Raw genomic sequence first — 14591 nt, 5'->3', positions numbered from 1 at the left:
TTGGTCTAAAATGCCGCTGGCTTGGAGGTCATATTTAATTGCGCCAGAAATTTGCTTAATACAGTCTGTGAAGTTGCCTCAAGTATAGGAGCAAACTGTAGACTGGCAGTTCTTAATTCCGGAATATTAATCTTTGCCTGACGCAATTCAGAGCTATGGCCAATCAGCCATTTTTCCAGACTGTCACTGGCCACTTCAGCATGAAATTGTAGCGCCAGGATATTTGAACCCACACGAAAGGCTTGATTTGGGTAATGTTTGGAGCTAGCCAGCAATATTGCCTGTTCAGGTAAATCAAAGCTGTCACCATGCCAGTGCAGTACATTAATATTTTCTAAATCTTCTAAGGGATTGTTTTTAATACAGGAAAGTCTGAGTTGAGACCAGCCGATTTCTTTATACGGTCCTGCATAGACTCGAGCACCGAGTGCATGAGCAATCAATTGAGCACCTAGACAGATACCTAAAGTAGGGAGATTCTTTTTCAAACGAACTTTAAGTAAGTCTATTTCCTGATGTAAGAAAGGATAGTCTTCTGTGTCATAAACCCCAATCGGGCCACCTAAAATAACAGTCAGACCTGAGTGCTCATACGCTTGACGCAAGTCATCTACACCGGCTTCAAAATAGCGTACCCGTAGTCCTAATTGATAAAAGACATCCTCCCAGGCACCTAAATCCTCAAAAGCCAGATGTTGAATTGCATATACAGTATCGGGTAAATGGTCCAGGTTCAGCATAATGGTGAGATTGAAAAAGGAAATATTGATTTAACGTCATTTTGCATAAAAATAGAAGTCTTTTTAACTCAAAGGCTGGGTGTGCTAGAAAGAGCTTCTGTTCTCAAGCTAGCCTGATATTAAACATGAAAACAGCTTAGTATCATGGTGCCGCCGTATTTTCCTTTTTAGCGGGAAAAGCGGTAGAGTAACGATAATAGAGAAAAAGAGTTGAAGAAGAAAAATGCCAAACATCTGCCTTTATATTGATAAAAAACGTATCAGCCCTTATGCCATGTCAGTGTATGTGGCTTTGACAGAAAAAGGACTTCATTTTCAGGAAAAAGTGATTGATCTGGATCAGCAGGAACAACACTCTCTGGCTTATCGCAGAATTTGTCCAACTGGCAAAATTCCCTGTTTGGTGGTTAACGATTTCCATTTATTTGAATCCTGGGCCATTACGGAGTATGTGGAAAATACCTTTCCATTCCCGGAGTATCCCGCACTTTATCCTGATGAAATTAAAGCCAGAGCAAAGTGCCGCGCAGTTCAGGCCTTGGTAAAAACCGACTTTATCTCAATCCGGCAGGCAATGCCTTCAGATTCAATTTTTGTGCCACCTCAAGTACCTGCTATTTTTTCAGCCGAGGCCATGCAGGATATTCAGCGTTTATTGGCAGTCACAGACACTGTATTAGGAGAGGAGTTTTGGTTAACTGAACACTGGTCCATTGCCGACTTTGATCTGGCCTTTATGCTACACCGCTTACTTAGTTGTCAGGTTGAACTGCCTGAAAAAATTCAGGCCTATATCCAACGTAATTTCCAGCGTAGTTCGGTTCAGTCCTGGATTCAGGAAAATGCAAAGTTAGGTGCCTAAGCTATTTTTTATTAAGGCTGGGTTATGCAGATAGATATGGCTGTTATAGGTAGACTATAAAAACTGGGTGGAGATTTAAGTGACCGAGGATAGACATTCCTGATGGGAGTTGTATCTCAATTATGTGATCTGTGTATTTTTATATGAACCTGACTATACAAAAAAGAGTTTAAATATCAGTAGTTCCAACGTAGTATTGAAAATAAGCAGCGAAAAAACAGCTTAAAATCAAAGGTAATATTAAAAATAGAAGGAGCATTGTATGGGAGGCTCACATCAACATGATCACAGTCATGTAGAAGTCAGTGCTAAAAATGCTAAAAAACTGTCCTTGGCATTGCTTCTGACCACGACCTTTTTAATTGTAGAGGTCATAGCAGGTTTCATGACCCAAAGTCTGGCATTGCTCTCTGATGCTGCCCATATGTTTACTGATGCAGCTGCACTGGCCATTGCACTGGCGGCGATTAAAATTGGCCAAAAACCGGCAGATGATAAACGTACATTTGGTTATCAGCGATTTGAAATTCTGGCTGCTCTGTTTAATGCGCTCATGCTTTTTGTGGTGGCGCTTTATATCCTGTTTGAGGCCTATCAGCGTTTTAGTCATCCTCCTGAAATTCAAAGTGTGGGCATGTTGGCGGTTGCGGTACTTGGCCTGATCATCAATCTGATTTCAATGAAAATTCTGGTTTCTAGTAGTCAGGAAAGCTTAAATATTAAAGGGGCCTATCTGGAAGTGCTAAGTGATGCGATAGGCTCAGTCGGCGTCATTATCGGGGCCATCATGATCTATTTTAGCGGGTGGATGTGGGTTGATACGCTGATTGCCGTCCTGATTGGCTTTTGGGTGATGCCACGCACCTGGGTTTTGCTGAAACAAAGTATCAATATCCTGCTGGAAGGTGTGCCAGATGAAATTGATATTGAAAAGCTGCGTAATGACCTGTTGTCACTGGAAGGCGTGAAAGAGATTCACCAGTTAAAAGTCTGGGCCATTACTTCTAAGAAAGTTATGTTAACGGTTCATCTGGTTGCGCCAGAGGTTGATTATAAAAAACTACATCAGCAAGCATTTGAGATGTTGAAGCATGCGCATCATATTACCGAGATGACCCTACAAATTGAAGATGAGCATTGTCTGCCCGAACAGCATCATCACCTGTCGCATCAACATGAGTCACATGAAGGGCAGGAAAACCATTCACATTGATCAGTGGATGGTTATTGCAAAGCCATTATTTTATTCATTTTCATTTGGCAACTAGAAAGACGGGGCTGAGGCTCTAATTTCATGTAGAAATTGTTTTCAAGGAAGCTATAAAAATGATTCTTAAAACTTTGTGAAAAATAATGCTTAGGTTAAGATGAGTGATCATTTGTAAACGTACTTTAGAAGACCTATGCAACCATTTGTTCTATATAACTCAGAGCAACGTAAAAAAGTTGAATTTGTTCCACGCAAAGCAGGGCATATCGACATGTATGTGTGTGGTATGACAGTTTATGATTACTGTCATATTGGACATGCTCGGGTCATGGTTGCATTCGACTATATTATTCGTTTCCTGCGTAGTCAGGGCTGGAACGTAAAATATGTACGTAACATCACCGATATTGATGACAAGATTATCAAGCGTGCTAATGAAAATGGCGAAAGCATCACGGCACTGACAGATCGCTTTATTCAAGCCATGAATGAAGATGCAGCCAACTTGGGGTGCTTGGAACCAGATGAGGCGCCTCGTGCTACGGAATACATCGACCAGATGCAAAGCATGATTGGCAATCTGGTTGAGAAGGGAACCGCCTATCCGGCAGCAAATGGTGATGTATATTTTCAGGTAGAAAAGTTTGAAAAGTATGGCCGTCTTTCGGGGCGTAAACTGGACGACATGCAGGCAGGTGCTTCGGAACGTGTAGATGTCGAAGTTGAAAAAAAACATCCTTTTGACTTTGTGCTCTGGAAACATGCCAAGGAGAATGAGCCGGCTTGGGCTTCTCCATGGGGTAATGGCCGTCCGGGCTGGCATATTGAATGCTCTGCTATGTCGACCTGCTGCCTGGGTAACCACTTTGATATTCATGGCGGTGGTTCGGACCTGATGTTCCCGCATCATGAAAATGAAATTGCGCAATCAGAAGCCTCCACAGGTGAACAGTATGTGAATTACTGGATGCATGTGGGCTTTATCAATGTCGATGGCGAAAAAATGTCGAAGTCGCTGGGTAACTTCTTTACCATTCGTGATGTCATGGAAAAGTTTCATCCGGAAGTGATTCGCTATTTCATTGTGTCTTCACACTACCGTAGTCCGGTGAACTTCTCTGATGTGGCACTGAAGGAAGCTAAAACTGCGTTGTCACGTTTCTATCATTCATTTAAGGCGTATCAGGCTGTTTATGGTGACAAGCGAGTAGGCAACTTGGATGAAACCCTGGTGGAGCGCTTCAATGCCGCCATGCGTGATGACTTTAATACGGCAGAGGCAATTGCAGTCCTGTTTGAAATCAATAAAGAACTGAATCGTGCGGTTAAAGAGGACAAGGCTGAACAGGCTGCTATTCTATATGCTACTTTAAGCCACCTAACCAATATTCTGGGGCTGGTACAGCACAATGTCGATGAGTTTTTAAAATCTGATATTGGGCAGGATGCTTTGGGGCTAACTGAAGAACAGATCGAAGATCTGATTCAGCAGCGCCAAGACGCCAAAAAAGACAAAAACTTTGCCCGTGCCGATGAAATTCGTCAGTCCTTACTGGACCAAGGGGTGGTTTTGGAAGATACCCGTCAAGGAACAGTATGGCGTCGTGCTGATTAATTCGACACTTGATTGCATGGAGAGTTGACAGTTGTAAGAAACTCTCTATAATTCATTTCCATATTGCGGGAATAGCTCAGTTGGTAGAGCACAACCTTGCCAAGGTTGGGGTCGCGAGTTCGAGTCTCGTTTCCCGCTCCAAAATTTTAAAAACCCTGATCGAAAGATTAGGGGTTTTTTATTGCTTGCTAAAAAACTATAAAAAACTGATCAGGAAAAGAGAACTGTATAGCTCTAGATTCGGGGCGAATGAAGAATTTAAAGGCATTCTGTTTAAGTTTTATTAAAAGCACACTATTTTCAAAACTGCGATTCGCATAGATATGATAAAATTGCGAAAATTATTCGTATCTCACGAAAGTTTTTCTCTGTCCTTAGTGTAGGTAAACAGGCTTTGAATCAAGAAAAAACAGCGAACTTATTCGATTTCCAGAAGGTTGCACTTGAAACATTACGCATTGAAGAAAATGCGTTACAGATTTTAGCTAGGCAGATTGATGGCCGTTTTAGTCGGGCATGTGAAATTATCCTGCGATGCAAAGGGCGTCTGGTCATCACCGGGATGGGGAAATCTGGTCATATTGGCCGTAAAATGGCAGCCACCTTTGCTTCCACAGGTACGCCGTCTTTTTTCATGCATCCAGGTGAAGCGGGGCATGGTGACTTGGGAATGCTGGTCGAAGGAGATGTGCTGATTGCCATTTCTAATTCAGGCAAAAGTGATGAAATCATGATGCTGATGCCTTTGATCAAGCACCTTGGTGTACCTTTAATTACCATTAGTGGTGATGATCGCGGCCCGATGCCACAAAATGCTGATGTTGCCCTGACTTTGGGCGATATTCAGGAAGCTTGTCCACTGGGCCTGGCACCGACATCTTCAACGACTGCCACTTTGGCACTGGGGGATGCTCTGGCAGTGGCCTTGCTGGATGCTCGCGGGTTCACCTCAGATGACTTTGCACGATCACATCCTGCAGGTGCGCTTGGTAAGCGCTTGCTGCTGCATGTAAAGCATTTGATGCATACGGGGGAAGATTTGCCGAAGGTCGCACCTAATACCCCGATGAATAAAGTGCTTTATGAAATTTCTGATAAGCGTTTAGGTTTGACCACAATTGTGGATGAGCAGGAGCGTTTGCTCGGAATTTTTACCGATGGTGACTTGCGCCGCCTGATTGATAAACAGCAAGGTTTTGATGTTAATCTTCTGGTGCAGGACGTGATGATTCAAAATCCATGGACGATTTCTCAGGAAGCACGTGCAGTCGAAGCCTTGGAACGTATGAACGAGCGTAAAATAAACCAATTTGTAGTGGTGGATGAGACCAATAAGGTGATTGGTGTGATCAGTATGCATGACCTGATTCAGGCTGGGGTAAATTAATCGATGGCATCTTATGTATTACTAGAGCAGGCACGTCATATTAAAGCATTGGTGCTAGATGTAGATGGTATTTTAAGCGACGGTTTTGTCACGTTGACCAATACAGGCGATGAAATCAAATCTTTTGATATTCGCGATGGCTTGGGGATGAAACTGGTTCAGCAGGCTGGCATCAAAGTGATTATCATCACTGGACGTAAAAGTAATATCGTTGAAAAGCGTATGTCAGATCTGGGAGTCGATCTGGTCTATCAGGGTCGTGAAGACAAAGGCCTGGCTTTGAGTGAGGCTTGTGCACAACTGGAGATTGCGGTAGAAGATTGCCTGTATATGGGGGATGACTGGCCAGACCTGTCTGCATTTGCCATTGCTGGCATGAAGGTGACAGTACCGAATGGTCATGTGGAAGTTCGCCGTCGTGCCGATCTGGTGACTCAGGCCATGGGCGGGCGCGGCGCAGTGCGTGAAATTTGCGATATGCTGCTGACCTCTAAAGGCGTATACCAAGAGTTACTTGAAAAATATATGCGTGCACCTTATTAATAATTCATACGATTTGGATTAAGTACACCGCTTATGGATACTAGATTTTTATACCTTACGGCTGTCATTATTGCCGCAATAAGTGGTGGTTATTACTATTACAGTGGAAAAGGCAACAAGCTGCAGACAGATTCTGCCCGCAGCATGACTTATTCTGCCAAGGATATTAACTTAACCCAAACTGATGGAAATGGCATGCTGTCAGTTCGTGCACAAGTCGATGAGCTTGAGCAAAACCTACAGCAACGAAGTTCGCATCTGAAAAATCTGCTAGCTTCCACCTATAAAGATGGCAAAGTAGAGGCCACTTTTATTGCCAAGGTGGGAAATGGTTATGATGACAATACAAAAGTGGTACTTTCAGATGGCGTGATCGCGACCAAAATCCTGAACAATGGAAGAATCCGCTTTCGTACGGATGAGCTGACAGGTTTTCCGAAAACACGTGAAATTGAAACCGACAAAACCGTTCTGGTGGATTCTCCCCAAGCCGAGTTTGTGAGTCAGGGGCTTAAAGCCGATCTTAATGATGGTCAATACGAGTTCTTTAATATTCGAGGAAAGTATGAACCAAATTCGTAGAGTTAAAATAATGAGCACTTTCCTGAAGCGCATGGCGCTCGTGACGATAGCCGGATGCTGTTCGGTGACGGCTTTCGCTTTGCCATCTGACCGTAATCAGGCAATTACCCTGCTGGCAGACCGTGCAACCTTTAATGAGCGTACAGGGGTAACCACTTATTCCGGGAATGTCATTATCGAGCAGGGCACTATGAGGTTGCAGGCCAACTCAATTGTGGCCAATCTGAACAGTAAAAAGCAGATCAGTGTTATTACTGCAACAGGTAGTCCGGCTCGGTTCCAGCAAAAAATAGACGCGGCGAAAGGTCTGGCGAAAGGGCAAGCACAAAAAATTGTTTATAATGCTGAAACCGGTATTATTACCCTGTCAGGCAATGCTTATCTGCAGCAGGATGGTGCCAGCATTCGCGGTAATATCCTTAAATACAGTATGAACAAAGGGGATATTGAGGCCATCGGTACACCGAACAAAACCGGTTCATCTTCAGGTCGTGTAGAGATTGTGATTCCGCCATCTGCGAGTCAGTCCTTCCCGGGAGCACGTGATTAATGGAGCAAGTGCAGCAGGTTCAGACTTTATGCATCAAGCATCTGGCAAAAAACTATAGCAAACGCTGGGTAGTTAAAGATGTTTCTTTCAGCATGGAAAGTGGTCAGATTGTAGGGCTTTTGGGTCCTAATGGTGCCGGAAAAACCACCAGTTTCTATATGGTAGTCGGGCTGGTGCGCATGGATAAGGGTGAAATTCATCTGGATGATCTGGATTTATCTGATCTGGCCATGCATGAACGTGCCCGTAAAGGGATTGGTTATTTGCCACAGGAAGCCTCTATTTTCAGAAAATTGACTATCGCTGAAAATATTATGGCAATTCTGGAAACCCGTAAGGATTTGAATAAGGAACAACGTCAGCAGCGCCTCAAGGAATTGCTGGCAGATTTTAAAATTACCCATATCAAAGATTCATTAGGGATGAGTGTTTCCGGTGGAGAACGCCGTCGTGCTGAAATTGCACGGGCATTGGCTGCTGATCCGAAATTTATGCTCTTGGATGAACCTTTTGCAGGGGTCGATCCAATTTCTGTCGGTGATATTAAAGACATTATCATGACCTTGAAAGAACGTGGAATTGGGGTGCTGATCACCGATCATAATGTACGTGAAACTCTGGCGATCTGTGAGCATGCTTATATTGTCAGTGAGGGTGCTGTCATTGCAGAGGGCACGCCGAATGAAATTCTGGCCAATGAGACGGTGAGAAAAGTTTATTTGGGTGATGATTTTACTGTTTAAGTCCGTTACTATTTTCTTTAAAATTCCCTCATTATCAGCTTAGAATGATGAGGGAATTTTTTTAAGCATTTATTTGAAAGAACACAGTCTTTTTAAACAAACTTTGTTATAGTCTTTGCAAAATGTAAAATATAAGAAATCATGTTATTTCGGGTAAAACACAGCGTTAAAAGTCAGAGGAAAGTTTACGTGAAAAGTGGAATATTTATGTTTTTCCTTTTTCCTCTGCAAATCTCTCTCGTTCATGCAGAAACCAGCTATTTTTCAAATATAAAAAATAGTTTTGGAAAACTGATTGCTCCTGAGCCTACCTCTTCTGCCTATAAGGTGGAGATGTCTAGTTTAAGTCAATACTCTATGGATACCTCCCGGGTCGCGGAGCTGCCTCAGGTGATACGCCCGCAGCCAGGACAGGGTGTAGTCAATCCAATGGCTGTAGCTTTGCCCCGAAAAATGGGTTTAATTGATGCAGTGCATACAGCGGTACAAAGGCGTCCTGAAATTTCCCAAAGTGTTTCTCAATTATCTGCGCAGGCTGCCAGTATTGATGTAGCGAAAGCCGCCTATTATCCCCAGATATCCGGGGGGCTAGGGACAGGTGATTTCACTACCGGAGAGCGTGGGCGGCAGGTTATTTCTTTAAATGCTACTCAAGTTGTATATGATTTTGGCAAAATTAAAACCAATGTCAGTGTCGAAGAAGCCAGACTGACAGAAGAGCAGGCACGTGTACTTATCAGTCTGGATCAGATTGCTCTGGAAGTTGCGGATGCCATTATTAATATCAAGCGCTATCAGGAAATTACCAAGATTGCCCAGCAACAGATTGAGGGCATTGGGCGGATCGCAGAAATTGCGAATTTACGTGCCCAAGCCGGAATCAGCAGTCAGGCTGACCCTATCCAAGCCCAATCCAATCTTGAAGCAGCAGAGTCGAATCTACTGATTCAGCAAACCCAGTTAAGACAGTACCAGCAGCGCTTGCGCAATCTGCTGGGATTTGATGTTTCTCATGTTGAATGGGTTATTCCAGAGAAGATTGTGCAGCAAGCCCATTTGTATCAAGATCCTGATTTCACCCGGATTCCCAATATGATTTTGGCCAATGCCGGTGTGGAAGTGGCACGCTTACAGAAAAATCAGGCACGCTTAAGCAGCTATCCGACCTTTAACTTAAAAGGTAGTGTAAGCCAGGCCGTGAATGGGCGAAACCCGAATAATAATGAAGATGACGGGTTCTACAATTCTATTATGCTGGAAGCCAGCAGTAACTTTTATCAAGGTGGAGCGATGCGTTCTCAGGCTCGTGCAGCCAGTTTTGCCGAAGAAGCAGCACGTGCTCAGGTCAATACCGTTTATTTGGATGTGCAGGATCAAATCCGTCTTATCCGTGAACAGATAGAGAACAAGCAAAAGCAGATGGATGTTTTGGCCAAACGCCGCTCGACCACTGCCCGGACCAAAGAGCTTTATCAAGAGCAATATAAATTAGGTACGCGTACCGTGGTGGATCTGTTGAATGCCGAGCAGGCGATTCATAGTGCGGCTCAAGAGATTGAGGCAGCGCGTTATGATATTTATGCTGCGATTGTGCAATATATTCAGGTCACTGGTCGTACGCGCGATCTTTATGCGCTTAATGATATTTCAATTCAAGGATTTGAAGTTCAGCCATGAGTACTATAATAAATTATCAACCGTGGCTCCAAGCGGTTTTGAATATTGCAAAACATTATCGAATCGAGCCTTCTGAAGAGCGGATCCGTTTACAGCTAGATTGGAGTCAGCATCAGGATGCCGATGAGATACTGAAAATCGTCAGCCGCCAGATTGGTTTAAATGTCCGTAAAAATAACTTTGACAGCAGTTTGCTGAACCCGTGGCGTTTACCTTTGCTGGTTGAGTTTCAGAACGGTGATGTGGGTGTCATTGAGCGGATTGATACGGCAGGAAATGTCAGTGTTCAACTGAGTGGAGATCAAGGTCTTTCTCAGGTATTTAAAGTCGAGCAGCTGAATGAAGGGGTAAAACATCTTTATATTTTACGTCCCGAATCATCCGTACCTGATGCCCGTGTTGATGAATATATCAAGCCCTTTGAAAAAAACTGGTTCTGGTCCATTGTTCTGAATGACTGGAAGCGTTATATCGATGTTATGTTTGCCTCATTGATTGCCAATATTCTGGCACTGGCAACCATCGTATTTTCAATGAATGTCTATGACCGGGTAATTCCATCCCAGTCCGTTCCTACCTTATGGGTGCTGGCAAGTGGGGTACTCATTGCGGCGATTTTTGAGTTTATCTTGCGTGTCTCCCGGATTTATCTGTCCGATATTATTGGAAAACGCGCAGACCTGAAAATCTCTGACCGGGTCTTTGGACATTCGCTCCGAATTAAAAATAGTGAGCGTTCCAAATCTACCGGTACTTTTATTTCACAGATTCGAGAACTGGAAGGGGTACGTGAACTGGTCACCTCAACCACTGTGACCGCAATTGCAGATCTTCCATTCTTCTTCCTGTTTCTGGGGATTTTCTGGATCATTGGCGGTAACCTGTTCTGGGTGATGCTGCTGGTTGTACCCTTAATGATTTTGCCGGGTATTCTGGCACAGAAAAAACTGGCAGAGCTGGCTCAGCTGGGGATGCGTGAATCCTCCATCCGTAATGCCTTGCTGGTAGAGGCCGTCCAAGGCATTGAAGATGTCAAGCTATTACGTGCAGAAGCCCGTTTCCAGAATCAGTGGAATCATATGAACGAAGTTTCTGCTGATGTCAGCATGCAGCAACGTAAAATTGTCGGCTTGATGACCGCATGGACTCAAAAAATTCAGGGTTTAACCTTTGCAATTGTAGTGCTGGTGGGGTGCTTTGCGGTTATGGAAGGCGAAATGACAACCGGTGCACTGGTGGCCTGTTCAATCCTGTCTTCACGTATGCTTGCACCGATTTCACAACTAACAGGTGTTTTGGGGCGTTTACAGCAGGCGAAAGCTGCAAAAGCCGGGCTGGATGAGTTGATGAAAAAGCCGGTAGACCAGCCTGATTATGCTCACCTGATTCATCGTCCGGTTTTAAGTGGCCATTATGAGCTGAATAATGTGGTATTTAAATACACCGAAGATGATACAAAACCGAGTTTAATGATTCAAAAACTGGAAATTAAACCGGGAGAAAAAATTGCGATTCTTGGTCGAAACGGTGCTGGAAAATCAACCCTGTTACAGTTGCTATCGGGAATGCAGGTGCCTATACAAGGTACAGTTAAACTTGATGGACTCGATTTAAACCTGATTGATCCGGCAGACGTGCGTCGGGATATGGGCTTGCTTAATCAGCACTCACAACTGTTCTATGGCTCTATTCGTGAAAACCTGACGCTTGGTGCACCATTGGCAACCGATCAGCAGCTTATCGAAGCGCTTCAGATTACTGGTGCTCTGGGATTTGTGCAGGAGAAAAAGGAAGGGCTGGATCATATTATTCTGGAAGGTGGCGTAGGCTTTTCAGGTGGCCAGCGTCAGGCGCTGATGCTGGCGCGATTATTGATCCGTCAGCCCAATATTGTATTAATGGATGAACCGACTGCGGCTCTGGATGATGTGTCGGAAAAACAGCTTATTGATCATTTAAAAACCTACCTGACTCACCGGACCATGATTGTAGCCACGCATCGCCGCGCTGTTCTGGAGTTGGTAGACCGGATTATTGTGGTCAATGAAGGCAAGATTGTGATGGATGGACCACGTGACCAGATTTTGAATCAGTCACCAACTGGAACAAAACGGGCAGCTGGAGCAAGTACATGAGCGAACAAGCAGAATTAAAACGTTCAACCAAAGCCAGCTTTCAGGAGCCTCCTTTACCCAAGTCTAGTGTCATTATCTGGATTATCGGTATTGGGCTGTTAATTCTATTGACATGGGCTTGGCTGTTTAAGCTGGAAGAAGTATCGACCGGTACTGGTAAAGTGATTCCATCTTCCAAAGAACAGGTCATTCAGTCTCTGGAAGGGGGAATTCTCACCAAGTTAAATGTCAAGGAAGGTGAAATTGTCGAGCAGGGGCAGGTGCTGGCCCAACTGGACCCTACACGTTTTGAATCGAATGTCGGTGAGTCGGAATCCTTGCTCGTTGCATCACGTGCGACCTCCGCGCGTTTACGTGCAGAAGTTAGTGGTCTAGCTTTAGAGTTTCCAGAAGAGGTATTGAAATATCCAAAACTGGTCGCAGAAGAAACAGCGCTGTATCAGTCACGTCGTGCCAATCTGGAAGACTCACTGGCTGGGCTTAAGCAGGCGTTGGTGCTGGTACGACAAGAACTGGAAATGACAGAACCTCTGGTGGCCAAAGGCGCTGCCAGTGAAGTAGAAGTTTTGCGCTTAAAACGCGAAGCCAATGACTTGCAGAATCAGATGAATGACATTCGTAACCAGTATTTTGTGCAGGCGCGGGAAGAGTTGTCTAAGGCCAATACCGATGTACAAACCCAGCAGCAGATTGTACGTGGCAAATCAGATACCTTAAGCCGGACTGTATTCAAGTCACCCGTACGCGGTGTGGTTAAAGAAATTGATGTTATGACTTTGGGCGGCGTGATTCCGCAAAATGGCAAGCTGATGACCATTGTCCCGCTGGATGAAAAACTCTTGGTAGAAGCGCGTATTTCACCTCGTGATATTGCCTTCATCCGCCCGGATCAGGAAGCACTGGTCAAGATTACCGCTTATGACTATTCCATTTATGGTGGCCTAAAAGGTAAAGTGACGGTGATTTCACCGGATACTCTGCGTGATGAAGTCAAACAGGATCAGTTCTATTACCGGGTATATATCCGTACAGATAGTGACAAGCTGAGTAATAAGACCGGACAGGAATTTAATATTACGCCGGGGATGGTGGCTACAGTGGATATCCGTACGGGTGAAAAAACCATCTTGGATTATCTGATCAAGCCGTTTAACAAAGCCAAGGAAGCCTTGCGTGAACGCTAAGCTGGGTATGAGCTGAATAAAATCAAGCCTCTTTATCAAGAGGCTTTTTTATTTCATTGTGCAAAGCGGGTATACTTTAAGTCTGAGTGTTAACAGCCTGAATTTATGCTATTTACCATTGCCAGTCTAGTGACTTTTGAAGAAGAAATTAAAAAAAGCCGCTTTCAGGCTTTTGCAACTCCTGTAGAAAATGAGCAGGAAGTGAAGGATTTTTTGGAAACTTACCGTGACCCGACCACCACGCATCAATGCTGGGCCTGGAAAATCGGCCATCAGGTGCGTTTTAATGATGATGGTGAGCCTTCAGGGACCGCAGGTCGGCCCATACTGGCGACCATTGAAGGCAATGAGCTGACCAATATACTGGTTCTGGTTAATCGCTGGTATGGTGGAATCAAGTTGGGAACTGGTGGACTGGTGCGGGCTTATGGTGGCTGTGCCGGACAATGCTTGCTGTTGGCAGAAAAAATTGAACTAATCGAAAAGAAAAAAGCCAGTTTCTTTTGCCAGTTTAATGAATGGGCTATTTTTCAATATGAGTTGAATCAGCAAGGTATTGATTACCAAGAAGAATATATTGCCGAAGGGGTGCAGGTCAGTGCCTTGTTTCAGGCGCATCAGATCGAAGCTTTTGCCTTAAAACTTCAGGATGTGACCCGTGGCCGTGAACAACTGAAGATCATAGAAGAAGACACAGATGACTGAGATAGATCCGCTGCTCAAATACCGTGAACAGCATAAGCATCGTCTGAATTATATGCCTTGGCTGTACTACTCCCTAAAGCCTAAACATCGGGGCTGGGCAGAGGAATGGCAGCAGGAATATCAGGCCTATCTCATGGAGATGGAAACAGTCGAAATAGGCAAAAACTGTTTTATTTCTCCGCTGGCACATATTTTTGCCGAACCGGGCCGCAAGATCAGTATTGGGGATAATACTTTTATTGCCGCAGATTGTACCTTGCATGGTCCACTAGAGATTGGCAATGAAGTAGCAATCAATCATCATTGTATTCTGGATGGGGGGCGGGTCGGTATCAAATTACATGATCAGGTGCGTCTAGCTGCATATTGTCACCTTTATGCTTTTGATCATGGAATGGCGCTGGAACAGCCGATTTATCAGCAGCCCGTGCGTTCCCGAGGAATTGAAATTGGTCGGGATGTGTGGTTAGGCGCTCATGTGGGCATCAAAGATGGGGTAAAGATTGCAGATCAGGCCATTATAGGTATGAACAGCATGGTGACCAAAGATGTTGCAGCGCGTGCCATCATGGCAGGTAATCCGGCCAAATTGATCCGCTATCGCGATTAAGGGAGATTCGCTAGCACCCTGCCTAGAATCAATCTAGTACTTAGTTTA

At 44.4% G+C, this 14591-nt stretch carries 14 protein-coding genes and 1 tRNA gene; 14 read left to right on the top strand and 1 reads right to left on the bottom strand.

Annotation, left to right across the window (positions count from 1 at the left end; genetic code table 11):
* Positions 1–5: 5 nt before the first annotated feature.
* On the bottom strand, positions 6–740 hold the full coding sequence (locus E2K52_RS01080) for a glutamine amidotransferase (RefSeq protein WP_151203163.1): 735 nt from the start codon (positions 738–740) through the stop codon (positions 6–8).
* A 223-nt stretch (positions 741–963) separates the two neighbouring features.
* On the opposite strand from E2K52_RS01080, the gene yfcF reads away from it, so the two are divergent.
* From yfcF to E2K52_RS01010, 14 genes are all read left to right on the top strand, one after another.
* Positions 964–1602, top strand: a complete 639-nt coding sequence (gene yfcF / locus E2K52_RS01075) for a glutathione transferase (RefSeq protein WP_151203162.1) — start codon at positions 964–966, stop codon at positions 1600–1602.
* Between the two features lie 262 nt (positions 1603–1864).
* Positions 1865–2815, top strand: coding sequence for a cation diffusion facilitator family transporter (locus E2K52_RS01070; RefSeq protein WP_151203161.1), 951 nt, complete (start codon positions 1865–1867; stop codon positions 2813–2815).
* A 190-nt stretch (positions 2816–3005) separates the two neighbouring features.
* A complete protein-coding gene (gene cysS, locus E2K52_RS01065) occupies positions 3006–4427 on the top strand; it encodes a cysteine--tRNA ligase (protein ID WP_151203160.1) in 1422 nt (473 codons plus the stop codon).
* A gap of 65 nt (positions 4428–4492) precedes the next feature.
* Positions 4493–4568, top strand: a tRNA-Gly gene (locus E2K52_RS01060).
* 253 nt (positions 4569–4821) lie between these two features.
* Entirely contained in the window at positions 4822–5814 is a 993-nt protein-coding gene (locus tag E2K52_RS01055; RefSeq protein ID WP_151203159.1) for a KpsF/GutQ family sugar-phosphate isomerase, read from the top strand.
* Positions 5815–5817: 3 nt separating this feature from the next.
* Positions 5818–6357, top strand: coding sequence for a KdsC family phosphatase (locus E2K52_RS01050; RefSeq protein WP_151203158.1), 540 nt, complete (start codon positions 5818–5820; stop codon positions 6355–6357).
* A 33-nt stretch (positions 6358–6390) separates the two neighbouring features.
* Positions 6391–6939, top strand: coding sequence for an LPS export ABC transporter periplasmic protein LptC (gene lptC, locus E2K52_RS01045; RefSeq protein WP_151203157.1), 549 nt, complete (start codon positions 6391–6393; stop codon positions 6937–6939).
* Entirely contained in the window at positions 6923–7489 is a 567-nt protein-coding gene (lptA, locus tag E2K52_RS01040) for a lipopolysaccharide transport periplasmic protein LptA (RefSeq protein WP_151203156.1), read from the top strand. The genes lptC and lptA overlap by 17 nt, the downstream gene beginning before the upstream one ends.
* On the top strand, positions 7489–8232 hold the full coding sequence (gene lptB, locus E2K52_RS01035; RefSeq protein ID WP_151203155.1) for an LPS export ABC transporter ATP-binding protein: 744 nt from the start codon (positions 7489–7491) through the stop codon (positions 8230–8232). The genes lptA and lptB overlap by 1 nt, the downstream gene beginning before the upstream one ends.
* A 141-nt stretch (positions 8233–8373) precedes the next feature.
* Entirely contained in the window at positions 8374–9909 is a 1536-nt protein-coding gene (locus tag E2K52_RS01030) for a TolC family protein (protein ID WP_151203154.1), read from the top strand.
* The gene (locus E2K52_RS01025) at positions 9906–12044 is read left to right on the top strand and encodes a type I secretion system permease/ATPase (RefSeq protein ID WP_151203153.1); all 2139 of its coding nucleotides are present in this window, start codon (positions 9906–9908) and stop codon (positions 12042–12044) included. The genes E2K52_RS01030 and E2K52_RS01025 overlap by 4 nt, the downstream gene beginning before the upstream one ends.
* Positions 12041–13228 carry an HlyD family efflux transporter periplasmic adaptor subunit gene (locus E2K52_RS01020; RefSeq protein WP_151203152.1) on the top strand — a complete coding sequence of 396 codons (1188 nt, stop codon included), beginning with the start codon at positions 12041–12043 and terminating at the stop codon, positions 13226–13228. Before E2K52_RS01025 ends, E2K52_RS01020 begins: the two co-directional genes overlap by 4 nt.
* Positions 13229–13333: 105 nt before the next feature.
* Positions 13334–13933 (top strand): IMPACT family protein, encoded by a 600-nt coding sequence (locus E2K52_RS01015; RefSeq protein WP_151203151.1) that lies wholly within the window; start codon positions 13334–13336, stop codon positions 13931–13933.
* Positions 13926–14543: an acyltransferase gene (locus tag E2K52_RS01010; protein WP_151203150.1), complete on the top strand. Its 618-nt coding sequence runs from the start codon at positions 13926–13928 to the stop codon at positions 14541–14543. Before E2K52_RS01015 ends, E2K52_RS01010 begins: the two co-directional genes overlap by 8 nt.
* Positions 14544–14591 lie beyond the last annotated feature (48 nt).

The organism is Acinetobacter sp. RF14B (genome assembly GCF_006864105.1).
GTDB classification, from domain to species: domain Bacteria; phylum Pseudomonadota; class Gammaproteobacteria; order Pseudomonadales; family Moraxellaceae; genus Acinetobacter; species Acinetobacter lwoffii_C.
This window is presented reverse-complemented; position numbering and strand designations above follow the sequence as displayed.

Bases quoted from the DNA above. Each gene is read 5' to 3' on its own strand.
- E2K52_RS01025 (WP_151203153.1), top strand. From the start codon at position 9,906: ATGAGTACTATAATAAATTATCAACCGTGGCTCCAAGCGGTTTTGAAT.
- E2K52_RS01020 (WP_151203152.1), top strand. From the start codon at position 12,041: ATGAGCGAACAAGCAGAATTAAAACGTTCAACCAAAGCCAGCTTTCAG.
- E2K52_RS01010 (WP_151203150.1), top strand. From the start codon at position 13,926: ATGACTGAGATAGATCCGCTGCTCAAATACCGTGAACAGCATAAGCAT.
- lptC (WP_151203157.1), top strand. From the start codon at position 6,391: ATGGATACTAGATTTTTATACCTTACGGCTGTCATTATTGCCGCAATA.
- lptA (WP_151203156.1), top strand. From the start codon at position 6,923: ATGAACCAAATTCGTAGAGTTAAAATAATGAGCACTTTCCTGAAGCGC.
- lptB (WP_151203155.1), top strand. From the start codon at position 7,489: ATGGAGCAAGTGCAGCAGGTTCAGACTTTATGCATCAAGCATCTGGCA.
- E2K52_RS01050 (WP_151203158.1), top strand. From the start codon at position 5,818: ATGGCATCTTATGTATTACTAGAGCAGGCACGTCATATTAAAGCATTG.
- cysS (WP_151203160.1), top strand. From the start codon at position 3,006: ATGCAACCATTTGTTCTATATAACTCAGAGCAACGTAAAAAAGTTGAA.
- yfcF (WP_151203162.1), top strand. From the start codon at position 964: ATGCCAAACATCTGCCTTTATATTGATAAAAAACGTATCAGCCCTTAT.
- E2K52_RS01030 (WP_151203154.1), top strand. From the start codon at position 8,374: ATGTTATTTCGGGTAAAACACAGCGTTAAAAGTCAGAGGAAAGTTTAC.
- E2K52_RS01070 (WP_151203161.1), top strand. From the start codon at position 1,865: ATGGGAGGCTCACATCAACATGATCACAGTCATGTAGAAGTCAGTGCT.
- E2K52_RS01080 (WP_151203163.1), bottom strand. From the start codon at position 740: ATGCTGAACCTGGACCATTTACCCGATACTGTATATGCAATTCAACAT.
- E2K52_RS01015 (WP_151203151.1), top strand. From the start codon at position 13,334: ATGCTATTTACCATTGCCAGTCTAGTGACTTTTGAAGAAGAAATTAAA.